Raw genomic sequence first — 25,495 nt, 5'->3', positions numbered from 1 at the left:
ATTTAAATTAATGCTTCTCAGAAGCTAAATTTTTATCAATATTATTTGCTTTTAAAGACAGTACCTTTTCATTCCAAGTCCGCACTCGTACCTCGCTTACGGGCTTTCCATTGCAATCAGGTTTAGGAACGTAAAACAGCGCATAAACCTTCAGAAGCAATGGTTCAAAATGATAAAAACCCTTCCAAAATGAAAAGGTTTTTTGCATAAAACAATTTCAAAAACATCATAAAACACTATAAAACAACAACTTAAATAATAACCCAATCTACTGGCATAGCTATTGACTACAGGCTAAACAGATGCTATTTATTTAACCTTTGTTATATAATTTAGTTAATCAGGAAACAGATTTAAATTATAACCTATTTTTACACAAAAAAGAGAAAAATTGCTTTGCGTTAATAGCAAAAACCTCTTCGCCCTTTGCGGTTAAACAAAAAAGTCATGAAACCATCAATGATTTTCAAATATCACACAATAAAATAAACAAATCATGATAGCTTCATCACCATTTAAAAAATATATAAACAGATGAAAATAAAAACCAAGCTCCGCCTCGGATTCGGGTTTCTCTTTATACTTGTTTTATCCTTCGGATTAATCGCGCTCTTTTTCTTAAACGAGCTTTCCGATAAATCGAAGGTAATCCTTAAAGACAACTACAAATCGTTGAAATATGTTGCTGCTATGCGCAATGTAATCGATCAGAACCAATTTCCATTAAGCAGTACTCAACTGGCTGTATTTAGGGAAAACTTAAAAAATGAAGGGTTAAACATTACCGAACCCGGCGAAAAAGTGGCTTTCCAGAAATTAGCAACGGCCTTTAACATATTAAACGGCCCACAATCGTTAACCATTAAAGAAAATAGCATTAAAAATTTGCGCGTTGCGCTACAAAATATCGAGCAGGTAAATATGAAGGCCATTTACGATAAAAATGAATTGGCCAATGAAACCTCATCGAGGGCAAACCTCTACATCATGATTGCCGCTACCCTGAGTTTTATTATCCTCTTTACATTCATTGTAAACTTTCCAGGTTTTGTGGCCAACCCTCTTGCCGAATTTAGTGCAGCGATAAAGCAGATCAGTCGTAAAAATTATAAACAGCGCCTGCATTTCGAAAACGAAGATGAGTTTACAGAACTGGCAGATTCCTTTAACGGAATGGTAGTTAAATTAAACGAATGGGAAAACAGCAATTTATCTAAAATTAAATCCGAAAAATCACGTATTGAGGCCATTATTGCACAAATGCAAGATGCTATAATCGGCCTAAATGAAAAAGGTGAAGTACTCTTTCTAAATCATCTGGCTGCAAAACTGATGAGTCTGGATGAAGATAAGGTTATTGGCCAAAACGTGGCAGAACTGGTGCAAAAGAACGAGCTGCTTAAACGGATTATTAAACCCGAAACCAATGATAATACCCTAAAAATTTATGCTGATGATAAAGAATCTTATTTCCTGTTGGAAAACCGCGAAATCATCATCCCAAATTATGAAGAGCAGGATGAAAACACTTTAATTGCCTCTTCTAAATCTGCAGGAAGCGTTTACACGCTAAAAAATATTACGCAGTTTAAAGAGCTCGATGAAGCCAAAACAAATTTTATCGCTACAGTTTCGCACGAGTTAAAAACACCACTATCATCTATCAAAATGAGCTTGAAATTGCTAAACGATGAGCGTGTGGGTGCGATGAACGAAGAACAGCATGAGCTGCTCAACCACATCAAAGAAGATAGCGACAGACTGCTAAAAATCACCAGCGAACTTTTAGATCTTTCGCAAGTAGAAACCGGTAATTTAAAACTCACTTTTGCCATAACCAAACCCGAAGAAATTGTAAGTTATGCCGTTGATGCCGTTAAATTTCAGGCTGAACAAAAATCGATTCAACTGGTACTTAACTGCAGTCAGAACTTGCCGGATGTGAATGCCGATATCCAGAAAACAGCCTGGGTACTGGTTAACTTTTTATCTAATGCATTGCGGTACAGTTCAGAAAAATCGAGGGTAATCATCGATGTTTTCCAAAAAGACAAGTTTATCGAATTTTCTGTGCGCGATTTTGGAAAAGGCATTGACGAAAAATACCAGAAAAGATTATTCGACAGGTATTTCCAGGTACCAACCGATGGACAGAATAAATCGGGCTCCGGATTGGGCCTCGCCATTTCTAAAGATTTTATTGAAGCCGAAAACGGAAAAATATGGGTGGTAAGCGCCATTGGCGAAGGCAGCAAGTTTTGTTTCAGCTTGCCAGTAGTAGAGTAGATTCTATTTCTTTTAACCGCAAAGGGCGCAAAGTTTTACGCAGAGGACACAAAGAAATTTGGAAGATAGAAAATGGATGATAGGCGATTGCAACGCCACCCGTCCAGTACTAAACTATATACGGCTCCATCTCTTTATCAATGCTTTTACGCAATTCCATTAATTTAATGGCGTAGCCATGCATGGCAATTTCTTTTTCGGTTTTAGGTTTAAAGGCCGGGATCGCTTTGGGTTGCCCATCGTCGTCTACTGCAACAAAAACAATAATACAGTGTGTATTTTTAACAAAATCGGTTTGCCCTACTGGTTTCGAAAAAGCATCAACGGCAATATGCATGCTGGTTTTACCCGTGTAAATAATGCGTGCTTCCATTTTAACCAAGTGCCCGATATGAACAGGATGAAAAAAACGGATTCCCCCAACATAAACTGTTACGCAATAAGTCTGGCTCCATTGTAAAGCACAGGCAAAAGCAGCCTGATCGATCCATTTCATCATCATCCCACCATGTACCTTACCCCCATAATTAACATCAGAGGGTTCGCTTAAAAATTGAAGTTCGATATGGTTTTTGGTTCTGGGCATGGTAATATTTTGTTAAAATTGCTTGGTTTTAATGTCTTTGCTAAGATATTATAAAATAAGATATTTTCCTTCAATCAGCTGTTATGATCTGTTAAGGGAGATTCGACAAATTTAACCGCCAGAATAGTTCCGCAGATTTTAAGATGATTACCGCAAATCGCTTATTTTTTCTATTTCCGTGCAGTCTGATGTTACCATCTGACTGATAGATAACATCGTGTTTAGATCCTTTTTGTGGTAATCTACAAACAACAAAAAAGTCGTAGCGAGACGCTACGACTAGAGAGTTCGACAAATTTAACCGCCAGAATAGTTCCGCAGATTTAAAGTGATTACCGCAAATCACTTATTTTTTCTATTTCCGTGCGGTCTGATGTTACCATCTGACTGATAGATAACATCGTGTTTAGATCCTTTTTGCGGTAATCTACAAACAACAAAAAAGTCGTAGCGAGACGCTACGACTAGAGAGTAAATTTAGTCTAATGACAGTTGTTAGATGATATTTGATCTGTGTTTATCCGTGTCCATCTGTGGTAAAAAAACTCACGCCACTAACAAAAATTATTTCGCCATTATGCTAATCGCGTATCCCCCACCCGGTGCGCAATATTGAGCTAATTTAGTTTTATTGGTTACCTCCATTTTGTGAATGGTATAGGCTTTAGGATTCGTTTCATAATTTGCATCCTTTGCATCAGCATAAATGGTTGCCGTATATTTTTTACCAGGATCCAAAAAGCTAAAATCGATTTTAGAGGTACGGGCCACTTCATCATTGGTGCGGCCAACAAACCAGTTGTTTTTACCTTTCGCCTTACGCGCAAAAGTGATATAATCGCCTGGCTCTGCTTCTAAAACTTTGGTATCGTCCCAATCTACAGCCACATCTTTAATAAACTGAAAAGCATCCATATACTTGTTATACGTTTCAGGTAAATCGGCAGCCATTTGCAGCGGACTGTACATGGTAACATAAAGTGCTAACTGGCGGGCCAGTGTGCTGTGCACAAAAGAAGTGTTTTCAGGATTGTAAGCACTTACTTTAGTTTCGAAAATACCCGGAGTATAATCCATTGGCCCGCCTATTAAACGTGTAAAGGGCAAAATGGTAGTATGATCGGCATTGTTACCTCCAAAAGCTTCATATTCGGTTCCCCTTGCCGATTCGTTTCCAATTAAGTTCGGATAAGTACGCGCCAGGCCTGTTGGGCGAACAGCCTCATGTGCATTCACCATAATTTTATAATCAGCTGCTTTTTGGATGGCATATAGGTAATGATTGTTTAACCACTGGCCATAATGATGCTCTCCTCTTGGGATCATATTGCCTACATAACCGCTTTTAACGGCGTCGTAACCATTGGCTTTCATAAATTTGTAGGCAGTATCTAAATGGCGCTCATAATTACGTACAGACGAAGAAGTTTCGTGGTGCATAATCATTTTAATGCCTTTGCTTGCGGCGTAACGGCGTAATTCTTTTACATCGAAATCGGGATAGGGCGTTACAAAATCAAACACATAATCTTTTGTTTTACCAAACCAATCCTCCCAGCCTTCGTTCCAGCCTTCAACTAAAACAGCATCTAAACCATTCTTAGCAGCGAAATCGATGTATTCTTTTACGTGTGCGGTATTTGCAGCATGTTTTCCGTTAGGTTTCGTTTTAGCATAATCGGTTACACCCAACTGTACGCTGGTTAAATCATTATAGGCCCAGGTACTTTTACCTGTAATCATTTCCCACCAAACACCTACATACTTGGTTGGCTTTATCCACGATACATCTTTAAATTTTGTTGGCTCGTTTAAGTTATAGGTTAGCTTTGAGGTTAAAATGTCATCTGCTTTATCACTCACAATAATGGTTCTCCAGGGCGATAAACAGGGTGCCTGCAAATAACCTTTATCGCCAACTGCATCTGGCGTTAGCCACGATTCTAAAACCATATTTTTATCGTCGAGATTTAACGACATTAGCGAATAGTTGATCAATGCCGCTTCATGGATATTGATGTACAAACCATCTTTACTCTTCATCATTAAAGGCGTTTGTAAACCTGTTGGTGAGAAAGTAGTTTGTGACGCATTTGGTGTAACCGCAGCTTTCATTTTACTGCGTACTTCTGATAAGTTTGAGGTTACCGTACTGTATTCCTGTGTATCATAATCGCCAGGAAGCCAAAATGCTTTATGATCGCCAGCTAAGGCAAACTGGGTTTTCTCTTCTTTAATTACGAAATAATCTAAGTTTTTTTGTTCAGGAAATTCATATCTAAAACCCAAGCCATCGTTAAACAAACGTAACCGCACAACGATATAGCGGTTAGTTTCTTTTTGCGTTAAAGTTACCGCCAGTTCGTTGTAATGATTTACAATTTCTTTTACTTCGCCCCAAACCGGTTTCCAGGTTTCGTTAAAAGTACTGGTTTTAATATCGGTTATGGCAAAACCGTTCATTAAAGATTTACCATCTTTAAGTTCAAGCCCCAGTTTGCTGACTTTAATAACGTCTTTTCCTTTGTACCTTAAGCTATAGGTTGGCACTCCCCCTTCGGCCAAAGCAAAACTGGCTACTAAATTGCCATCCGGCGACTTCAAACCCTTTTCGGGAACGTTCCCGAAAACATTCCCAAAAAATAGTAAAGTGCATATTAAAGTAAGGATTTTAGAGCGGTTAAAGGATTGGTTAGGTTTTTTATTCATGTTATCATTTATTTATTGTTATTACTATTTATATCACATTAGAACTTGTATGTTTTGGTTTGAACCTAATAACAAGCCCAGTATTGTTAATTGGCTTTAAAAAAACATTCCGGAAGTATTACTTCGTATCCTTACCATTCGCTGTATATCTGCGTTAGGGATTGTAAGGGTTTAGTACCGATTCTTCATCGGTACCGAAGCGAAGCGTAGCCCTGAAAAGCCCGCCCCTTTTCCCGTTTTTTACGGGATTGGGGAACGCCCAAATAAGCTGGTAGCTTGCAGTTCACACCTGGTGATGAGCAACGTCGGTCATTCAAAATAGATCCCGAAACAAATTCAGGATGACGATTCGATGTATAAATCAGGCATGATGACAATAATATAACTTACTCTAAAAGCAAGGTATCATCATCCTCATCCGTTAAGCTCAGCTGCACACTATCGCTACCCGCAATACCTTCTATAGAACCGCGTATATGGGTCGCATTTAACAATACTTTTTCTAGCTGCTTTTCACGTGCTTTCCATAAGCGTTCCATCGCATCACGCTCGCGTTGTATGGATAGTTTCATACTCATAAAACCTTCCCTAATGGCTTTCCATTGTTCTGAAAACTCTGCACCCATTAAATAATCGTAAAGCATGTGCATTTTTTCGCCGCGGTTTTCCTGCGATTTTACTGCACCTGCCAAGCGCAAAATACCTTCGCGCAACACATATGCTACAGCATTTACTTCTTCGAAAGAGCAAATCCAAACCCCATCGCGCTGCCCGAAACAATCCATTCCTTTTGGGTAACATTGACTTACGATTACCGCTACATCAATACCCATACTCCGCATATCTTTCTTCAGTTTTTCGATCCAATCGCCACCAAAATCTTTGGTACGCTTGCTTTCGTAAATAATTTTACCGCATTCCTGTCCAAATTGATTGCGTACCACCTGTACACAATCTGCACCACGCACTCCTTTGCCAACTTCTTCAATTAAATCGAAAGGATAATTGGTACGAAGTAATTCTTCTAAAATCAGTTCTTGTACTTCGCCCTGCAATTGCATACTACCTTGCTCAGCCTTACGTTTCATTTCTTCGGCCAGTTTTTTCTGGTCGTCGAGCTGTTTTTCCAATTCTTTTAAACGCAATTGGTGTTCAGTATCTTTAATACTATTTTTTTCTGCCTCTTGTTTACGGATCTGTTCTACCAACTCATTACGCTGCTCTTGCATTTTACGTTGAAAGGCAAGTTCCATTTCTTCTTCCTTTATTTTAAGGCTTTCCTCACGGCGTAAAAACTCCAGTTCCTTTTCGCGGGCCAACTTTAGTTTTTCAGCATTATCTTTCGCATTGCCCTCCAACATTTGCAATTTGGTTTCAAAATCGGCCGAAATGCTTTTACGCAGGTTTTCCTCCAGATTATCCTTAAGCTTGGTTTTCTCTTCAGCAAGTTTAGCATCAAAAGCTTTCAATTGCTGTTGTTTTTCTGATTCGAAAATTTGCAGTTTACGTTGATATTCTTCATCTTTCTGCCTTGCATAAGCAGCCGCTTTCTCACGTAACTCTTTCTTATAATCTTCTGCCATGGCTTCTTCCATCGGAAAAACATGGGCACAGTTGGGGCATTTTATTTCGGTAGGCATAAATTATTTTTTTACCACAGCGAACGCTTGGGTTTTGACAAAGATATTAAAGCTTTTTATCAATGTATAAACGAGTTTTGCACCGTTAGCATTAAAGTACCTTCGATCTGATTTCGTGACCAGCGGCCAAAATTTTGCTTACCGGGCATTTTGCGGCAATTTCTTCCAATCTGATTTTTTGTTCTTCGGTAAGTATTCCTGTACATACAATTTCTTCAAAAAATATGGTTTCCCCATTTTCGGTATCAATATTTACTTCTACCTCAATTCTATCAATTGGCCATTCCTTTCTATCGGCATACATTCTTAAGGTAATGGCTACACACGATGCTAAAGAGGCCATTAACAATCCTTTTGGGGCAAAGCCTTTATGTGTACCACCCAATTCTAAAGGTTCGTCTACTATAATATCATGAGAACCATTTGTTACAGAACATGCATAATGCTCTTTATTTATTGTCGCTTTTACCATATAATTAGTTTTAGTATCCCAAATATTGTGCTTTAACTTTAAACTTAGGTAAAAGTCTGGTCTTTTTTTGAAAACCGGATGTCGCAATTTCATGACTGTTGCAGTCTTGCCTTTCGCTGCGGCCCGTACTTAGGTCCTATCAATATAGATACATTAATTTTAAGATTTCTTTATTGCTCCTTACCAACAGCATTGCCACCTAAACCTCATTTTAGCGAATGCTCCCGATTTAAGCACTTATTTTTGTTGTTTTATGGTGTGCTTGCTTGTTTCACAGGTTTCATCGGAGCAGAAGCGGGACTGCTTTTCCAAAAAGTACTGCACTTGCTTTCCAAATCAAAAAACATCCAAACATTATAACCCTGCATTTGTTCTTTTTAAAAATGCTACGTTATGAAATACAGAAAGTTAATCGGAAAATATTTAAAGCACGAATCGGATAACAGTGCAAAAATAGCACTGGCCTTAGTTGCTGGTTTAGCGGCGGGCGCAGTTATTAGTATTTTATTTGCTCCTGATAGCGGCGCAGGTACCCGTGGAAAAATTGTTGGCGGAGCTAAAAATCTACGTTACGGCTTTCAAGACAAATACAATCTTTTAAAAGAGAAGGTTTTTGGTGTAGAAGCCATCGAAGAAGATATTATCGAACATGAAGTGCCACACTTTAAACATAAGGTTGTTAAAAAACGTAAATCGGATGTGCAGGAAATTTTAGAAAATGCGCACGAAAATGGCCAGGTACAAGAAGGCCAAGGATGAAAAACTTAAATGTATAAAAGAAAAGTCGTCATCTCGACTGAAACGCAGTGGAATGGAGATATCTATAATAGATTTAGCTTAGCTGAACAATTGTGGTTCTCTACTGCGCTGCACTCCACTCGAAATGACGGCATTGCTAAGGTAATTTCTTAGTTTTACAGGATAATATCTGTATATGATTTTTATCCTCTCAAAGATTTTGCTTTTCCTCATTAAACCTATAGTGTGGATTTTTGTGCTTTTGATTTTTGCAATTGCATCAAAACAATCTAAACAAAGGAAAAGATATTTAATCTGTATTTTGATTATTTTCTTCTTTTTCTCTAATGGCTTTATTGTTGGAAAAATAATAAACAGTTATGAAGCTGACTATCCCAGGGCAGGTAAATTCGATGTCGGAATAGTACTTGGGGGCTTCTCTGGTTTAAACAAACGAAATAATGAAATTGCTTTTAATTGGGCTGGAGATAGATTATTCCAAGCAATCGCACTTTATAAAAAAGGACAGATTAAGTAGATACTACTTAGCGGTGGGAGCGCAAATTTAATAGACCGAAAAATTAAAGAAGCTGATTTAGCCATTCAGTACTTAAAACTGATCGGAATTCCTGATTCTGCAATCATAATTGAAAACCAAAGCAGAAATACCATCGAAAATGCCAAGTACAGCCTGGCACTGATTGAGAAAAGCAAGCCTAAAGCTAAAATTTTGGTGATTACCAGTGCATGGCACATCCCAAGGGCAAAACTGATTTTTGATAAACAAGCCAAACAGAAAATTGAATATTACCCAACAAATTTTTCTGGAGATACCGAATTCAACTTAAGTAATATCATCACCCCAAATACCAGTGCATTAGGCATATGGGAAATGTTATTTAAAGAATGGATTGGTTTGGCAGTAGATGGTTTGAGAGCCTAGTTTGGTTAATAGTTCATTAGTTCGCTGGTCATTAGTCAGGAGTAGAAACTAATAAACAACTGATCATTGAACTAATGAACTGCTTTATCCTTCAATTGCTTTCCAAAGCATATCTTTCAGCTCTAAAATATTTTTTTCAGCTACTGACGAAATAAATATAGATGGAATGTTTGGCAGGTCCTGCTTCATTTCTTCCATCAGTTCTTCATCTAACATATCTGATTTGGTAATGGCTAAAACATGCGGTTTTTGCATTAATTCAGGATTGTAAGATTCCAGTTCGCTTTTAAGGATTTCGTATTCTTCTTTAATTGAACGGCTTGTATCAGCCGGGACCATGAACAACAATACCGAGTTACGTTCAATGTGGCGTAAGAAACGATAGCCTAAACCTTTACCTTTTGACGCACCTTCGATAATCCCAGGGATATCGGCCATTACAAAAGATTTTCCACCTCTGTAACTTACAATACCCAGATTAGGAACAATGGTGGTAAAAGGATAATCTGCAATTTCTGGCTTAGCAGCCGAAACTACTGAAAGCAATGTAGATTTTCCTGCATTTGGGAAACCAACCAAGCCAACATCGGCCAAAACTTTTAATTCTAAAATGTTCCAAACCTCTTGTCCTTGCTCACCCGGTTGTGCAAAACGCGGTGTTTGCTGAACCGAATTTTTAAAGTGTGCATTCCCTAAGCCACCACGGCCACCAGCTGTTAAAATCTTAGTCTCGCCATCTTTGGTAATTTCGAAAAGGATTTCTCCAGTTTCAGCATCTTTAGCAATGGTACCAAGCGGAACCTCCAGGATTTCATCCTTACCTTGTTTACCGAATTTATGGGAACTACCGCCTGCTCCTCCATCTTCAGCAATAATGTGCTTACGGTATTTAAGGTGCAATAATGTCCAGATATGGATACTGCCTTTAACGATAATGTGGCCACCACGACCGCCATCACCACCATCGGGGCCACCCATTGATGTTAAAATATCACGATGTAAATGTGCCGAACCTGCCCCGCCCTTACCAGAACGGCAACAAATTTTTACATAATCTACGAAATTCGAACCCTGTGACATATTTTAATATTGAAATGTTAATACTGGAACGTCGAAACAACAATTCCTTTAAAATTAAAGAGTTATAACGTTTTAACATTATAACTCTTTTTATGTTTTTGAATATTGGATCGGGAATTAATTAAACCGTCTCTTTTATATCCGCTACTTGAACTTTATACCTTATACTGATCAATTACAGCGCAAAGATCATTATATACTGTTTCAATTTCACCTATTCCGTTTACCTTGTTCAACTTTCCTTGCTCTTCATAATAGGGCAATACGTGGATGGTTTTATCAAAATATTCTGAAATCCGTTTTTTTAATTTTTCAGCATCGTCATCGGGACGGCCGCTGGTTTTGTGACGTTCGGCAATACGTTTTGTTAACTCGTCCTGGTCAACATCTAAAGCAATAACGCCAGCAATTTTACTGCCTTTACGCTCTAAAAACAGATCAAGTTCTATTGCTTGCGGAACGGTACGCGGAAATCCATCAAACACAAATCCTTTAGCATCAGGATTTTTATCTACCTCTTCTTCAAGCATGGCAATTGTAATGGCATCAGGAACCAATTCTCCATCAGCTAACAATTGACTTACTTTTTTTCCTAATTCGGTTTCTCCTTTAACGTGTGCTCTAAAAAGATCGCCTGTTGAAACGTGTACCAACTGATATTTTGTAATCAGCTTTTCAGATTGGGTGCCTTTACCCGCCCCTGGAGGGCCAAAGAGAACTAAATTAAGCATTCAAGTTGTTTAGGTTGTCTTCAAAAATTAAAAAAGCCTTATTCCTATGGCTCTGTTAAAAGTAATATTCAAATCACTGATTAATAGGATTAGACATTGCTTACTTTCAAGGCTGCAAATATATAATTATTAATTTAGATGCCATTTAAAATTGATGATTTATTTAAAAATGGGCTATTTTAATCACATTTATCTTCTTCTAAGAAGAATCTTGTGCCATTTTTATATTTAACAGAATTTTCTTCAAATACTAACGGGTCTGACCAAACAATCCTTTTACATTTTTATTAAATTTTACAAAAAACTTAAGTATTTCTAACATTACTAAACCGATATCTTCCAATATACCTAGATTGTAAAAAACGAAATGCCGTGATGCTGCCATCAGCAGAAAAACATTTATCGCCTAGAATAGAAGAACCATTTTTATTGATCCTCATATTTAAAAGTCTGCGATATCAAGGGCCCTCTTGCTAAATTTTAGATAAGTAACAATAACTTTCGATCCAATTTTATACCGGTTATAATCCTCTTGCTTAACCTCAATCCTTATTTTTTCATTTTTGAATCGGCCCGAAAAAGTCAGGTATTCTGCGTGCTCTGTTTTGTCCCGACCAATAACGACACTCGTTAATCTGTTTTTACCGTTTAGTTTATCTTTCTTCCAATTGTATTTGCTATACCTATCTGCCAACCAGGCAATGCAGTAGCAAAAACTAAACATTAATAATCCTATAGCTGCAAAAGCGATATAATCGTAATACTTCAGATTGTTGAGCGTTTTCTTTTCTACAGCTAAAGCAGTGATTATCCCAATAAAGAATATACAAGCAACAAGCGTAATTACAGCGATTCTCATGACTGCTTTTTGCGCTCTCTCCATTTCCTTTATTTCTTCTTCAGTCAATGGAATATTTTCCTGTAACCGAATTTGCATAAAGTCAATTTGATGATTCTCCATTTATTCCTTAGATGTGTAGCATATAAATAATTGTCCTCAACCAATAGACGTTATGGAGCAGTGGCTATATCTCCTCGGTTAGATTCTGCTTTTGCCAGCGCAACATTAACAGCAGAACAATTAAAGTAAAAACATTTTTCATTTGTATTTTTTGGCAAAGGAGACGAATTAAATTTTTCCATTTTCATTTCAGAGATTCAATTCCAAGTGATCGACGTTCAAAATAAAACCCTCTCCAGTTTCAACAGTTGCAAACTACTTTTTCAGCTCCACGTGTATGGCTAAATTAAAAATTTTATCAATTAATTTCTCTTTCGTTAGTGCAATAATTTCCGAAATTGTGGTTTGATATTTATCCAATTAGTTATTTATGAATACCTATCGCTTCCATTTTAATAACGGCAAAAAAGACTCAACTATTCTGTTTTGGTTTTTTACCACCTTGCTGACTATTTCATTAACAGCCATCGTTTTACTGCTACATCCGGATGCACTTTTCCCGGCCTGGCTATTGCTGATTTCCTTGCCATTAATGTTTATGGCCATTTACAGGTTGTTTAAAGTGGCCTCCGAAAGGCGGTCGGGAGAAATTGTTTCACTAAGTAAAGAAGGCTTTACCAGTTCCTGTTTCGGTTCTGTTTTGTTTTCAGAAATACGCTCCATTCAGGTTCCCGTAAGGCAAATAGGGTTATTGGGGGGGCTACAGCAAGACTATTACAATAACACAGACGTAGATACTCCTTACCTGGAATTTTCGATCACCACTCAGAATGGAAAAATGTTAAATTGGATATTGAATGAATGGGGTGGGATTTATAACTCAGAAGAAGAATTTTTAATTTTCTTTAACTTTCTCACAGCGCTAACCAATCAGCTGTATCAACTTTATCACGCTAGTGAGCCATATAAGAGCTATTTAAAAATTCTTGGCGAGAAAGGTTCCTGGGAAAAGCGGGGTTAAGCTAAAAAAGGTCTTTCAAACTGAACTTCTCAGAATGGTTTCTTCGCATTAAAAATTAATTTAAGTATTAGATTTCTACCTTTTGGAAGAGCAAGTACATACAAAGGAATTTGCCCAACAAAATTCGGACTACAAAATAAAGCATAAAAATCTGTCAGATATTTATTGTTATAAGTGTAGCTAAAATTATAGATACCTTATAAGGTTAATAGCTTTGCAGTTAAATTTTGAACCCATGTCGTATTTATTTTGCTCTTACACTAAGTAATTTTAGTAAAACACCATTAGTCCATCCAAAACCATCCTGCAGGAGATATTCACCCCCACCTCCTAAACTTTTGGGAGCTGAGGCATCATATTTTTCCATCAATTTTCCGGTTTCCTTAAATACTTTTACGTTTAAGTCAATCCAGCGGTCGGATATCGTATCTGCCAGCTTATTATTTCCATAATTTCTCAGGCCTGCGATGCTGATCCATTGCAAAGGTGCCCATGCATTTGGATTATCCCACTGCTCGCCCGATTTATTTAAGGTGGTCAGCAAACCTCCCTTTTTCAGAAAATCTGACTGAATCTTCTCTATAACCGCAGCAGCCTGAGCATTTGAGGCTATTTTAAAGAACAGAGAAGATGTAGCTGCCAGTGTAAGTTGTTTGGACTGCTGTTGCTTTTTCCAGTTATAATCAGTGAAAAATTTTAAAGATGGATTCCAGCAGTATTTCAAAATAGCCTGTTTCCTTTTTATTGCTTTAGCTGAAAATAACTTAGCTTTTGCAGCATCGCCTTTTTGTTTATAAGCTATCGCAATTACGCTTTCCAAATTATAGAGCAAGCCGTTTAAATCCACGGGGATTAAATCTGTAGTAATGATTTGACCAAAGGTTTTACCATCGGCAAACCATCTTGTGCTAAAATCCCAACCTGATTCTGCGGCAGAACGTACATTTCTGTAAAAATCCGGCTTTGCCTGTCTGGTTTTTTGAACCGATCTTAAATCTTCCGCATAAGATTCTTCTCTCGGTACCGCCCCTGCATCATAATATCTGTTTAATACCGTTCCATCATTAAGTTTCACTACATGGTTTATGGCTTTTCCCTTTTGCAGGTTTTCAGTTCCTTTCATCCAGAAGGCATACTCTTTTTCCAAAACCTCGCTATAATCACTAATTTTAACAGAGGGATCGCCTTCTGCAAGTAACTGAACCATTAAAGAAAAAAATGGCGGCTGCGACCTGGTTAGATAATAAGTTCGGTTCCCATTAGGAATAAAGCCATAATTACGGATCAGCCAGGCAAAATTATCAACCATATTTTTAATCAATACCTTTTTACCTGCCTCTTTAAGGCCAAGCATGGTAAAATAAGAATCCCAATAATAAATTTCTCTAAAACGGCCTCCGGGCACTATATAAGCATTTGGCAATGGAATAAGTGAAGTTTGGTAACCGCCAGTTACATCCGGATTCCTTTTAAGCACGGTCCACAAAGTATCTAAATGTTTTTCTATGCCGGCAGGAATATCTGATACATAGTTCACATTATGGCTCTCGGGCGCTAAGAAATTCTCTTCCACAAAATGTTTAAGGTTAAAATCTTTAGCGTTTTTCTGTAGCTGATAATCTTTCATAATCTCCACAGGAGATTTTTTGGGAAGCGCATCCGGGAAAGACTTTCCATCCGGATAAATTCCTTCAAGTTGTACTTGCTCAAAAAGTCCCGGATAAAGTTTACGGGGACTTAAATTCTTTTGCGCAGAAACAGAAAAACCTAATAAAAATAAAATTGGAAGCAGTATTCTTTTCATAGCAAAATATTATCTGTGTTTAAAATAGTTGTTATTGGTTAACCACAGCAAGGCTTCGTCAAACCAGTTTAATGTAGTCGTTTTGTTATGAAGTCCAAAACCATGTCCTCCGTTTTGGTAAATATGCAATTGTGCTGGCACCTTATTCCGAACTAATGCTTCATAAAAAATCAAACTGTGTTGTACAGAAACGACAGGATCATCCTGTGCCTGAAAAACAAAACATTTTGGCGTTTCAGCATTTACACGCAAATCTGCGGAGAAATATTGTTTAATCTTTTCGGCAGCATCCAATCCGATAAGGTTCTTTTTTGTTCCGGTTTTACCCAAGCTATCGGCCATGCTGATTACAGGATAAGCTAAAATTCCCCAGCTTGGTTTTAAATTTGTTTGTTTATCCTCAATTAAATTAACCTGATAATTTGTTAAAAGCATTGCGGCCAGATGCCCTCCTGCCGAAAAACCAATTACACCAACATTTTCAGGATCAATATTAAATTTTCCGGCTTGTTTTCTAATGAGCATCATCGCTTGTTCAGCATCCTGAAAGGCGACAAACTGTTTATCTTTAAAACAATCGCTTACCGAAGGCAATCTGTATTTTAGCACAAAAGCAACAATACCAACCGTATTAAAAGCTTTTGCAACCTGAAATCCTTCTTTATCGATTGCCAGATGATCGTAACCACCACCGGGCATAATCAATACCGCAGCTTTTTTATCATTTTGTTTTTGAGGAATAAAAACCGTCATTGTAGGTTTGGTTACTTGCCCTACTTCATTATTTTTCAGCTTAGTTTCAGTTACATGACAAATATTTCCGGGTACATCACCATTATACAAATCAACAACTTGTTGCGCTTTTATATCTTCAAGGTAAATGGTACTGCAAAAAATAATCAGGAAAATGTATTTCATATTGTGGTCGGCTATAACAATATTAACCCTGCACGGTGGTGCAGGGTTAATATTGAAATTAAAATTTATATGAGGCCGTTAAAAAATAGGCTCGCGGTGGTATGGAAACCGTAGAATATGGAGAATTATTTTGTACCGCCTGATTATAAAGCGTTTGATTAAAGGCATTATTACCTTCGAGGGTTTCTAATATTCCCCCTGGCCTTACCCAGCTCATTACGCCATATCTATTGAATAAATTATTAACATTAGCACTTAATTTCAATTTTTTATTAATGTCGTAACCTGCTCCGAAGTCAAATTGAGAAAAGGCAGGCAAGCTGAAAACATTTGCTGCATTGGCCTGGCGTTTGCCTAAATAAGACCAGGTTAAAAAGGTATAAAATTTACCAACGGTATAAGTTGGAGTTAAGTTTAAAATAGTACGGGCATTGTTATCAGTTTCATTGCCAGAGTAAGATATTTTAGTGTCGTCAGCCGGTCCTGCACCATTTGGCACCCAGGCTTCAAATTCTGCAATTTTCGATCGCTGAAAAGTGGCCACCCCCCTTACACTGAAATGATTGTCAATCTTATAATCTGCTTCAATTTCTACGCCCAAAGTTCTGTATTTCCCATAAAGCGTTGGCGGAACATAAAATCCTCCTCCAACAGCACCAAACATTTGTCCGTTCGGCACGCCACTCAGTATACTATAGAATGGTGTGATAAATAAATTAAGTCCTTTTGCCCTGGCTTTTAAGCCAACCTCAACTTGCCTGGTGGTACGTTCCATTGGATTGAGCAAATCAATAGTTTCTGGCCTGTTGGCTGCAAAATAAACATCCAGATCCGGGGCTTTCTTGCCTTCAGAATATCTTCCGTAAACGGCAAGATTATCATTAAACTTATAATTTAAAGCACCTGAAAAAGAAAATGTGTGAAGTGTTTTATCAAAATTTACTGATGTAATTTTATTTACAGTATTGTTATCATAAAAAGTTTTGGGATCTCCATCTACACCTCCCTGAACGCCTGTTTTCATATAAACCCGTTCGTTATGACCGGTTACATTTACATTTTCATAGCGAATCCCCCAATCAAAAGTCAGTTTTTCGCTGATGTTCCAGGTATGACCGAAAAATAACGCGCCTTGTTTCTGTTTGGCATTAAAAGATAAAGAAGCACCATTATCGCCGTTGGCCTGTGCTATTCCATCTTTATTGGTTACCTGGTGCAGCCCTGACGTTCCGCCCAATGTTACTCCGTTAAAGGTTAAAGAAACCAGCTGCGGTCTATTCTGAATAGTGCTTAATGCAACCCCATCCAAACCAGAGTAACGATGAACATCAGAATAGCCAAAATAACCTCCAAAAGTAAAGTTCATGTTTTTGGTAGTCTTATTTATTGAAAATTGGTCTATAAACTCCTTAACAGAATTTTTATAGGCCCCGAATGTCGTTAAAAATAAAGAATTTGGTCGCAGTTGCTGTCCCGGCATTTCATTTTTAGTTACCGTGTAAACAGGTAATCCGCCTGCGCCTAATGCCGAACTTACGCTCATTAATTCCTTGCCAGATTGTGCATCTTTAAAAGAATATGTTCCAACGCCCAAGCCTGTAGCTCCTGTCAATAAAAAATAGGTTGTCAAATCTGTTGCACTCATTGCAGAAACCGCTCCAGGTGTATTGTATAATATTGTATTGCTTGAATACCTAGCTGAATTATTTAAAGACCAACCGCCGCCTAGATCCTGTTGCCAGTTTATTCCGCCTGACCGGTACATACTTTTAACCAGGTTACTGGGATTGAAATTTAAACTTCCTCCATAAATAAAATCCTGCGACTTATAATTAACATTAGGCATTAAAACGCTGGAGTTGATATCAAAACCTACTGCGGGTTTTGGACTATCAAAACCGGTTGTTGGAATAAATTGTGCGTAACCGTTCCTATCGTTGAGGTATTTGCCAAAAAACTTTAATGAACCCGTTTTGTATTTTTTAACGATGTTTGCTTTAATCTGTCCGCCGTTATTCATCGGATAGCCGGCATATCGCCCGCCCTGATCGTAACGGTAAAATCCGCCGACGTCGTAAAACCAGTTTCCCCCCAAAGGGCCTCCAAAATTCAAATCAGCTCTTGAATAGCCTCGGCCATCAACACCCACTAAGCCTAATTTGGTTCTAATTTCACCTTCAAAAGCATCTCCTCCGGTTTTCGAAACATAGTTAAAAATCCCACCCGGGGCATTTGCAGCAGTAATAGATGCAGTACCACCGCGAACGGCTTCTAAACGGCCTAAAGTGGCATCAGGACGCAAAAAGAAATCAGGGCCATAACCAAAATAAGTTGTATTGGTAACGGGCAATCCATCTTCCTGCATGGAAACGTATTCATAACCAAAACTTCCATCTTGTGTGCCAACAGTAATCCCTCTGCTGGCAACGCTGTTTCTGATTTCACCAACGGACGAGTTTACAAATACACCCGGTACATTTTTAAGCAAATCTGCCGCACTGGACGGAACAATTCTTTCCATTTGCACGGCATTTAACGTGGTTATGGCTACAGATGCATCCATTCGCTTCCGCTTGTCGAAGGTTCCGGTTACCACAATCTCATCCATTTTATTACTTTCTTCAGCAAGTGAAATGATCATGGGCTTATTTATTGTTGCCGTTACTTCTTTGGTTTGATAACCTATATAAGATATTTGCAGCGTTACCATAGCTGCATTTATATCGGTCAGTGTAAAAGCACCATTGGTATTGGTAGAGGTTACCCTATTCGTGTTTTTAATTTTTACACTCGCACCAGGCACCACGTTTCCGTTATTATCGATTACCTTTCCGGAGATATTTCCGGTTTGTGCATAAGCCAAACTGGATACGAATTGCCACAGCAAGAGCAGCAAAACGCACCTTTTGGTCCATTTAGCAAGTAAATTTTTTCTCATGATTATTGTTATTTGGTTAGTTATCGAGTTGGTTAAGTTTACATTTATTGGAGCGCCTGATATACCAGTACCTTAAATTTGTCGCTCAATTCGCTGTGTTTAAATGGCCATTGCTGCAAAAACAACAGGCCGGAAATTTTTTCTTTTGGATCTGCCCAATAGCTTGTTGCAAAAAAGCCTCCCCAGGAGAAACTGCCTTCAGATAAACCTAATTTTGCATTTCCTTTCTCTGTAGTGATCTGAAAGCCCAAACCAAATTTATCATCTCCAAAAGGTATTTCTCCGATTTGATTTTTGGTTACAATTTCTACAGTATGTCTCGACAAAATTCTATGTCCGTTATATTCCCCTCCATTTAAATACATCTGTAAAAAAATAGCATAATCTTTAATAGTCGATACCAGGCCAGCACCACCCGCATAGTAGCCGTTATTGTTAATCGGGTAATTTATAGTACTCCCCGGGAAAGTGTCATCTTTCCATAAAACTGGCTTGGAGGTTTCCTTATCCTCTGTATATACTTGCACCAGGCGTGATTGCTTATTTACCGGCAAATTAAAGTAAGTATCTTCCATGCCTAGCGGTTTAAAAATCCGCTGCCGCAAAAAAACATCAAGGCTAAGTCCCGAAACCACTTCAACTAAACGGCCCAAAACATCAATACTTAAACTGTAGGTGAACCGTTCTCCGGGATTCTGAACCAGGGGCAAAGTTCCCAATTTGTTAATCGCATCTGCAAGCAACTGTTTATGGTCTGAAAAGCCAGCCTGAATACCTGCTTTTGCATAAATGGCTTTCATTTTAGGCGAACCAATCTGCGCATAATCAATACCGGAAGTATGTGTGAGCAAATCTCTGATGGTAATTTCCCTTTTTGCAGGTACTGTTGTGTAACTGCTATCTTTTTCGTTAAAAGTGCTTAACACGTTTGGTTTGGCAAAACTTGGAATATATTTTGAAATTGGATCGTCCAATAAAAATTTACCTTCTTCAAAAAGGATCATTACCGCTGTACTGGTAATGGCTTTAGTTTGAGAGGCTATACGGAAAATAGCATCTTTTTGAAGGGCCGTATTTTTATTTGCATCATCTACGCCGAATGATTTATAGTAAACAATTTTTCCGTTGCGGACCACTAGACCTACTGCACCTTTATCCAATTGCTATCTACATAACTTTTAATCACCTGATCGATCCTTTTCAAGCGATCAGGAGAAAAACCATTGGTTGCTGCATCATCGTTTTGCAATGGAAGACTTTGGGCAAATGTTACCTGCTGAATGAATACAAACAGTGGCAGTAATTTTAAAAATTTAACTTTCATAATCACCTCCTTTTATTTTGAAATGCTATTTATAATACTGGTGCATAAAGGCATAAACCTCTGGAAATACTTTATCTGGGAGCAATCCGTGTGGATAACCAGGAAAATTGTGAAGTTCTACGCCAATGCCCGATGAAATTAGATTTTGAGCATAAGCCAATCCTCCGTCTCTTAAGGGATCTACCCCACAGGTTGCAATATAGGTTGGAGGTAGATTTTCAAAACTTTTTGTAAGTCCGGGTAAAGCATTATCAGGAACATTTTTCTGATAGTCATCGCCAAGGTACATTTTAAGTAAAACTGGAATATCTGCTCCTTTCACCCCAGGAATGCTCCAGAGCTCGCGAACTGAAACCCGATTTGTATCAATATCTGCGGGTGGGAAAAACAAGACCTGAAAATCAATTTTTGGCCCTTTTTTATCTCTGTTTACTAAAACCATGCTTCCGGCTATACCAGCACCTGCGCTGCCACCCCCAACGCCAATATGATCGGAGTTACCACCTATTTCTGCCGCATGTTTTTTACTCCATAAAAAAACAGAATAGGCATCGTTTACGCCTGCAGGAAACTTATTTTCAGGGGCTAATCTATAATCTACTGATATAACCACTATACCAGCCCTCACTGCAATATTCGCACAATTTTTATGATCCCAGTTTAAACTGCCATATACAAATCCACCACCGTGAAACCATAAAAAAATCGGTGCTTTATCTGCGTTTTTAGGTTTATAGATGCGAATCGGAATTTCCGGATCGCCGCTGTTTAATCCTGGTACATTTACATAGCTTACGTCAAGACTATCGGCATTGCTTAATTTTGGAATAACGGATGCCGCTTCTTTTTTCCTTACTGATTTGATATTTTCGTAATCCAGTTTTGTAATTGGGGCAAGGGCCAGCAGACTATATTTAGAAATTAATCTTTTGCTTACTTCGGCAGCGGTTAGTGGCTTGATTTCTGTAGCCGATTGAGCCCTCAATAATAATGCAGAAAATAAGGCAAATCCTGTTAGTAATATCTTTTTCATACTATATTTATTTTAAATTATTGACCATTTTGAAGCATCCAGTTTATCGCTTGGCGGTAAACCAATTGCCTGGTAAGAGTATCTTTAAGGTTCAGGTCATGTCCTGCACCTTTTATAGGAATTAGTTTATGTTTAATGTGTTGTGTTGTTAAGGCATCACTCAATTGCTGGGATTGAGAGAAATTGACCACAGGGTCTGCTGTTCCATGAACAATAAGCACTGGAATGTTTTTGATTTGTGTAATGGGACTGGATTTGGCAAATTCCGGATCTATTGTGCCCCCTTTTTTATACGTTTTTCCGGTCATTTTCTGAATAACATCCATCAAACCTACTTTACCAGCATAATTCAGGATAGTAGTATCGGCCAGGTTTGTCGGGCCGCAAAATTCTACAATGGCATTAATCTTTTTTGTAGTGGTATAAGCATATAAAAGAGCCAAATGCGCACCCGAACTTACACCAGCCATTACAAAACCTTTATCCCTGATATTCCACTCTTTGGCATGTTCAGCGCAATAATTCAGTGCAGTATTTACGTCATCCAGCATTTGCGGATAATGAACATCGGTGTTATTTGCATAACGGTGGTTTATACTTGCAGAAGCGATTCCGTTTTTCAATAAAGAATCCTGGTAATCTCTTACATATTCTTTCCCGGCCATAGTCCAGGCACCGCCGTGAATAAGAATAACAAAGGGCGTTTTAGCACTTCGATTTGCGGGCAAATAAACATCCATCACATTCCGGTCCTTATCGCCGTAATGAATATCGTTATACTTTTTTTCCAGACCATTTCCTTTTAGTTCTTTAACTGGCGCGCAAGCGTATAAAAAAACAGGAATGATAAAAAGTAGCAGTAGTTTTTTGGTCATATTGATTCTATTAATATTGATTTATATTGCGCTCTTCATTCTGAGCTCTTTTTTCAAAATTTTTCCTGTCGCCGAAATGGGCAAACTTTCTACAAATTCAACTTTCCGGGGATATTTGTAAACCGCCATATGTGCTTTACACCATAAAATAATTTCTTCGGCGTTAGCTTTAACATGCGCTTTAAGCACAATAAAGGCTTTTACATCCTCACCCATTCTTTCATCAGGAATGCCAATTACTGCCACTAAAGAAATGGAAGGATGTTTCATCATAATTTCTTCAATCTCTCGGGGAAAAATATTCATTCCACCACGAATAATCATATCTCTTGTGCGGTCAACGATGTAGTAAAAACCGTCTTTATCTTTTACGGCAACATCACCAGAGTACATCCATCCATTTTTTATTACATCGGCTGTTTCCCGCGGCTTTTCAAAATAACCCTTCATTACATTATGTCCCCTGTAAATCAGCTCTCCCCTTTCTCCATCTGGTAACTCCTTTCCTGTTGCATCAACAATTTTTACTTCTACACCCCAAACTGCAGTGCCAATAGAACCGGGTTTGCAACCAATACGCAAATCATTGAATGTTACGATAGGCGAGCCCTCGCTCATTCCATAACCTTCTAAGACCCAAACGTTAAACCTTTTTTCGAAATCCTGCAAAACTTTTAATGGTAAGGATGCTCCACCGGAAATGCATAAACGCAGATTTTTCTTGATACAGGCGTCCTCAATACTTTCGTGATGGTAATTAATCAGCGCCCAATACATGGTGGGTACGCCTGCAAAAATGCTGATGTGAAAAGCATCAATGAGTTCTAAAACTGCTTTAGGATCAAACCGTGGAAGAAGGATATTGTGTACGCCACGATAAATACCGGCATTCATTAAAACGGTCATTCCAAAAATATGGAACAGTGGCAAAACGACTAATTGTTTATCCCGATGGCTTGTAGTAAACAAATCAGTAGCCAAAACAGCATTACAAAATAAATTTGAATGGCTTAGTTGCGCTCCCTTTGCTTGTCCGGTTGTGCCCGAAGTATAAATTAACAACGCGACATCATCGGCAGAGGTTTCCTCGGTTTGAAACGTTGATGGTTGCCTATCGGCTAAATCATTAAGGCTCTTTACTGTATAAATTTCCTCTTTTGTTTGTGGGTTAATGATGTAGAAATGCTCGCAAAGCGGCGCATTGTAAAATGCTTCAAGGCCGTAATCTCCAATCGGTAAATCTTCTGAACCTGAAAAACAAAAATACGCTTTAGCTTTACTGTCATTTAGATGGTAAAGAATTTCATCTGCTTTTAATAAAATGTTAAGCGGAACGATTACAGCTCCCGCTTTTAAAACACCGAAATATACCGCTGGAAATTCTGGCAGGTTAGGGCAAGACAGGGCGATTTTATCGCCAGGCAAAATACCAATCGCTTTTAACCCGTTGGCTACCCGATTGGCGAAGTTATTTAGCTCTGCATAAGTTAACGTGGTTTTGTTAAAACTTAATGCTGGCTGATTCGCAAAACGCCTTGCACTATCTTCAAGAATTAAAGATAAATTGAACATTGAAAAGATATTTGGTTAGTTCAGCGCTTGGCCCTGAATTTTATTTACTTAAGCGTAAAGTTATACGCTCAGGTAACTTAAAAAATATCTAATCGGGAATGATTTGGTACGAAACGGGAATAATTTATTAATGCAGGTTGGTTAACCTGTCGTGTAATGGAGAAAAACCGAAGTAACGTTGATACAGGTTTGCAAAGTGCCCACGATTTGCATAACCTAGCATGGTACTAATTTCGCCAACAGGTAAGTCAGTTTCTTTTAGCATTTTCTGAGCGTATTCCATCCGTTGTTTAATCACATATTGTTTGATGGGCAAACCGAATGCCTTTTTAAATTCACGTTTTAGATCACACTCATTTAAACCCACTTTTCTGCTGATGTATTTTATTGATGGGCTTAGGGAAGGACTTTCATCTAAAAGCTGTTTTGCATTTTCAAGACATGAAAAATGACGATCCGAAATGCTTTCGAAATGTTTTTCCACGTTATTGGTTTGCAGAAAATCCATCCAGAAATAAATAAATTCAAGCATTTTACTTTCCAGCAATAAGGCATTTGAAACTTGTCCGGCCTGAATCTCAAAAAGTTGCTTTTGTAAGTTGACAATATTTCTATTGAAACAGTATTTCTCAAAACGATCCGATAATTGATTTTTTTCCAGTTTAAGATATTGTCCCGGTATAAAGAATCGAAAACCATCCACCTCGGTAATTTCCCACTCAAATTTTTTATCCCCTTCTATAGATGCTGAATGAATCTGCCCGTCTTTACTTAGCCGGAAATCGATTAAGCCCTTTTGTCCTACCGGATCATGTGATAGAAAAGTGGAATCTTCATTAAACTTCCATTTTCCTCTAAAAAAATGAATATCATCTCTCATAAATAATTGTAAAGAGCCTGCTCCTATATGTTCAGGGAATTCGAGATGTTGAGAATTCCAGCCTTGCTGAATGTTAAAATCATAATCATTCACCAGGGTGTTTGCAAAATTCACTGGATTGATATAAGGCAATTTCAGTTCCATCTTATTGCATATTAAGGTATTATTTATTATGCCAACATACAAAATTCTAACAACATCTACCAATTATCTTCTTTTATAGAAAAAAATAATATCAATATTGTCAATTATATTACTTCTATTGATTATAGAAGCCGGAAATTCTCCAAAAAAAATGTTGTAATAAAGCCGCAAAATGCGAATGGTTGCTGTAACCTAAACGGTTGCTGATTTCCTGTATGGGTAAATCAGTTTCTAAGGTCCGTTTCCGCACCTCGTCAGCCTCTTTTTAATTGTAAACTGTCAAACCTACTATGAAAACGGCATTTTATCGAACACCTACCATGACGAACCTAATGCCACTTAACTGATTTAAAATAAGATACTTAGATATGACGATTGTAGACAAAAAAAGGGATGATTTAAAAATCATCCCTTCAAGTGCACTTTTGGGGACTACAGTTGAACAATTGATACCTCTGCTTACGTTGTTTAATAATGTAAAATCAGAGCCGTAGTGCCCTTTTTTATATGATTAAATAACATTTTGTAATCATTTAATAACTCTTAAAAATGAGTTTTGATCGAATTATTTAAGGACTATAAAACTTAAAAGAAAAAGATATACCTGAAAGCAGGGGCTTAAATCGAACCCAATTTAATCGATGGCAAAAAAAATGCATTTATACGAATTGAAAGTCGTAACCTATGTAGGGTTCCCAATTGAGAATCTTTACATCACTGAACCAATTGATAAAACTATCGTGGGGAGAATATCGAATTTGAAATTCATCAATTGCGTTTCTTAAACGCTGTTTTTGATGGTTTAAAAGTAGTTTTTTATTTGTCATTTTGGGTAATTTGGCTGAGTTTTGGCTGAGTTTTCAATCAATTATCTTAAATAAGATAAACAAAAAAACACTA

The 25,495-nt window shown here is 37.9% G+C and carries 22 protein-coding genes; 5 read left to right on the top strand and 17 right to left on the bottom strand.

Annotated features, from left to right (window positions below):
- Window positions 1–534: 534 nt before the first annotated feature.
- Entirely contained in the window at window positions 535–2,286 is a 1,752-nt protein-coding gene (locus J7E57_RS18125) for an ATP-binding protein (RefSeq protein ID WP_215132210.1), read from the top strand.
- Between the two features lie 109 nt (window positions 2,287–2,395).
- Here J7E57_RS18125 and J7E57_RS18120 read toward each other — a convergent pair whose 3' ends face one another.
- The 4 genes from J7E57_RS18120 to J7E57_RS18105 all read right to left on the bottom strand — a co-directional run bounded on the left by J7E57_RS18120 (window position 2,396) and on the right by J7E57_RS18105 (window position 7,693).
- A complete protein-coding gene (locus J7E57_RS18120; RefSeq protein WP_116251707.1) occupies window positions 2,396–2,872 on the bottom strand; it encodes an acyl-CoA thioesterase in 477 nt (158 codons plus the stop codon).
- A 564-nt stretch (window positions 2,873–3,436) separates the two neighbouring features.
- A complete protein-coding gene (locus J7E57_RS18115; RefSeq protein ID WP_251029969.1) occupies window positions 3,437–5,581 on the bottom strand; it encodes a glycoside hydrolase family 97 protein in 2,145 nt (714 codons plus the stop codon).
- A 386-nt stretch (window positions 5,582–5,967) separates the two neighbouring features.
- Window positions 5,968–7,221, bottom strand: coding sequence for a DUF2130 domain-containing protein (locus J7E57_RS18110; RefSeq protein ID WP_251029968.1), 1,254 nt, complete (start codon window positions 7,219–7,221; stop codon window positions 5,968–5,970).
- Between the two features lie 91 nt (window positions 7,222–7,312).
- A complete protein-coding gene (locus tag J7E57_RS18105) occupies window positions 7,313–7,693 on the bottom strand; it encodes an OsmC family protein (RefSeq protein WP_029277745.1) in 381 nt (126 codons plus the stop codon).
- Window positions 7,694–8,086: 393 nt separating this feature from the next.
- Between J7E57_RS18105 and J7E57_RS18100 the strand changes: the two genes are divergently transcribed.
- The 3 genes from J7E57_RS18100 to J7E57_RS18090 all read left to right on the top strand — a co-directional run bounded on the left by J7E57_RS18100 (window position 8,087) and on the right by J7E57_RS18090 (window position 9,374).
- Window positions 8,087–8,452, top strand: a complete 366-nt coding sequence (locus tag J7E57_RS18100) for a YtxH domain-containing protein (RefSeq protein WP_051691869.1) — start codon at window positions 8,087–8,089, stop codon at window positions 8,450–8,452.
- Between the two features lie 175 nt (window positions 8,453–8,627).
- Window positions 8,628–8,969: a hypothetical protein gene (locus tag J7E57_RS18095; RefSeq protein ID WP_215132208.1), complete on the top strand. Its 342-nt coding sequence runs from the start codon at window positions 8,628–8,630 to the stop codon at window positions 8,967–8,969.
- Entirely contained in the window at window positions 8,970–9,374 is a 405-nt protein-coding gene (locus tag J7E57_RS18090) for a YdcF family protein (RefSeq protein ID WP_215132216.1), read from the top strand.
- Between the two features lie 84 nt (window positions 9,375–9,458).
- Here J7E57_RS18090 and obgE read toward each other — a convergent pair whose 3' ends face one another.
- The 4 genes from obgE to J7E57_RS18070 all read right to left on the bottom strand — a co-directional run bounded on the left by obgE (window position 9,459) and on the right by J7E57_RS18070 (window position 12,334).
- Entirely contained in the window at window positions 9,459–10,454 is a 996-nt protein-coding gene (gene obgE, locus J7E57_RS18085) for a GTPase ObgE (RefSeq protein WP_029277724.1), read from the bottom strand.
- A gap of 155 nt (window positions 10,455–10,609) precedes the next feature.
- Window positions 10,610–11,185 carry an adenylate kinase gene (locus J7E57_RS18080; protein ID WP_086547556.1) on the bottom strand — a complete coding sequence of 192 codons (576 nt, stop codon included), beginning with the start codon at window positions 11,183–11,185 and terminating at the stop codon, window positions 10,610–10,612.
- Between the two features lie 442 nt (window positions 11,186–11,627).
- On the bottom strand, window positions 11,628–12,122 hold the full coding sequence (locus J7E57_RS18075; RefSeq protein WP_215166221.1) for a hypothetical protein: 495 nt from the start codon (window positions 12,120–12,122) through the stop codon (window positions 11,628–11,630).
- 74 nt (window positions 12,123–12,196) lie between these two features.
- Window positions 12,197–12,334: a hypothetical protein gene (locus tag J7E57_RS18070; protein ID WP_215166219.1), complete on the bottom strand. Its 138-nt coding sequence runs from the start codon at window positions 12,332–12,334 to the stop codon at window positions 12,197–12,199.
- A 182-nt stretch (window positions 12,335–12,516) separates the two neighbouring features.
- On the opposite strand from J7E57_RS18070, the gene J7E57_RS18065 reads away from it, so the two are divergent.
- Window positions 12,517–13,107, top strand: coding sequence for a hypothetical protein (locus tag J7E57_RS18065; protein ID WP_215132204.1), 591 nt, complete (start codon window positions 12,517–12,519; stop codon window positions 13,105–13,107).
- 244 nt (window positions 13,108–13,351) lie between these two features.
- On the opposite strand, the gene treF is transcribed toward J7E57_RS18065, so the two are convergent.
- The 9 genes from treF to J7E57_RS18020 all read right to left on the bottom strand — a co-directional run bounded on the left by treF (window position 13,352) and on the right by J7E57_RS18020 (window position 24,595).
- Window positions 13,352–14,911, bottom strand: a complete 1,560-nt coding sequence (gene treF, locus J7E57_RS18060) for an alpha,alpha-trehalase TreF (protein WP_215132202.1) — start codon at window positions 14,909–14,911, stop codon at window positions 13,352–13,354.
- A gap of 9 nt (window positions 14,912–14,920) precedes the next feature.
- Complete coding sequence (locus tag J7E57_RS18055) at window positions 14,921–15,829, bottom strand: alpha/beta hydrolase (protein ID WP_215132200.1); 909 nt, start codon at window positions 15,827–15,829, stop codon at window positions 14,921–14,923.
- A 58-nt stretch (window positions 15,830–15,887) separates the two neighbouring features.
- Window positions 15,888–18,767 (bottom strand): TonB-dependent receptor, encoded by a 2,880-nt coding sequence (locus J7E57_RS18050; RefSeq protein ID WP_215132198.1) that lies wholly within the window; start codon window positions 18,765–18,767, stop codon window positions 15,888–15,890.
- A gap of 44 nt (window positions 18,768–18,811) precedes the next feature.
- Entirely contained in the window at window positions 18,812–19,927 is a 1,116-nt protein-coding gene (locus tag J7E57_RS18045) for a serine hydrolase domain-containing protein (protein ID WP_215132196.1), read from the bottom strand.
- Window positions 19,909–20,091, bottom strand: coding sequence for a hypothetical protein (locus tag J7E57_RS18040; protein WP_215132194.1), 183 nt, complete (start codon window positions 20,089–20,091; stop codon window positions 19,909–19,911). Before J7E57_RS18040 ends, J7E57_RS18045 begins: the two co-directional genes overlap by 19 nt.
- Before the next feature lie 25 nt (window positions 20,092–20,116).
- Entirely contained in the window at window positions 20,117–21,124 is a 1,008-nt protein-coding gene (locus J7E57_RS18035; protein WP_215132192.1) for an alpha/beta hydrolase, read from the bottom strand.
- A 17-nt stretch (window positions 21,125–21,141) separates the two neighbouring features.
- Entirely contained in the window at window positions 21,142–21,999 is an 858-nt protein-coding gene (locus J7E57_RS18030) for an alpha/beta hydrolase (protein ID WP_215132190.1), read from the bottom strand.
- 21 nt (window positions 22,000–22,020) lie between these two features.
- Entirely contained in the window at window positions 22,021–23,571 is a 1,551-nt protein-coding gene (locus J7E57_RS18025; protein ID WP_215132188.1) for a long-chain-fatty-acid--CoA ligase, read from the bottom strand.
- Window positions 23,572–23,698: 127 nt separating this feature from the next.
- On the bottom strand, window positions 23,699–24,595 hold the full coding sequence (locus J7E57_RS18020) for an AraC family transcriptional regulator (RefSeq protein WP_215132186.1): 897 nt from the start codon (window positions 24,593–24,595) through the stop codon (window positions 23,699–23,701).
- Between the last annotated feature and the right edge of the window lie 900 nt (window positions 24,596–25,495).

The sequence above is a fragment of the Pedobacter sp. ISL-64 genome, assembly GCF_018613605.1.
Lineage (GTDB): Bacteria > Bacteroidota > Bacteroidia > Sphingobacteriales > Sphingobacteriaceae > Pedobacter.
Note: the sequence above shows the minus strand (reverse complement) of the source record. Positions and strands in the feature narration are given on the sequence as shown.